The sequence below is a fragment of the Pseudoalteromonas sp. AOP7-A1-14 genome (assembly GCF_052376275.1).
Taxonomy (GTDB): Bacteria; Pseudomonadota; Gammaproteobacteria; order Enterobacterales; family Alteromonadaceae; genus Pseudoalteromonas.
Genome location: NZ_JBQSVO010000265.1, coordinates 1 through 824, shown reverse-complemented (window position 1 = coordinate 824; position 824 = coordinate 1). Strand labels below are relative to the sequence as shown.

The following is an 824-nucleotide window of genomic DNA, read 5'->3' as shown; positions in this document are numbered from 1 at the left end:
CTGAAAACGGTGAGCAAGGCTTACAGATGTGGAAAAATGGCCATTATCCATTAATATTAACTGATTTACACATGCCTAAAATGTCAGGTTACGACATGATAGAAAAAATTCGCGACCAAGCAGCATTACTCGACGTCGACGCTATAAACGCTCAGCCCTATGTAATTGCAATTACAGCCAATGCGTTAAAAGGTGAAAAAGAAAACTGCTTAAATGCCGGTATTAATGACTTTATCACCAAACCTGTTGAGCTTAATAAACTCGAAGAAAAGCTTGATAAATGGAGTAATAAAGATGCGACCACACCACCCGCTTTTCAGTCAGTCAAAGCAAAGACACCTATTAACTTAGAAGTACTTGCAACCTATATTCAAGGAGATGAAGCCAAGCAGATCCGTTTCTTTAAAATGTACTTAGAGCAAAGTAATGATTTAACCAAAGAAATAAATACCGGCGTTATAGCTTCAGATAACCAAAAAATTACTGATGCCTGTCATCAATTAAAGTCGATCTCTAAAACAATAGGTGCTGAAAAGGTTGCTGAACTTGCTGCAGAGTTTGAAAAGCACTGTAAAGCTGAATGTTTAACCAGTGATGAGCTTATTGAGCACCGCGATAGCCTTGAAATTGAATACTCAAAAGTAGCGCAATACCTAAAAGAGCAGGTGAAAAAAGCACCTGTGGAAGATGAACTTTTTTAAGTAACCTGAATCTCGTTTAAGAAATTGAACTAAATGCCTGTTCCGAGATCCGATCTTTCGACCAAGAACGATTGGATAGACAAGGAACAGGTATGATTAAATTAGTTGAATTGTTTTGCGATT

Annotated in this window: 1 protein-coding gene; it reads left to right on the top strand. The window is 37.5% G+C overall.

Features of this window, described 5'->3' with window-relative positions; all coding sequences use genetic code 11:
• A partial coding sequence (locus ACT3RM_RS18020) for a response regulator (protein ID WP_444511534.1) occupies positions 1-701 on the top strand: 701 nt, incomplete at its 5' end.
• Positions 702-824: the final 123 nt, after the last annotated feature.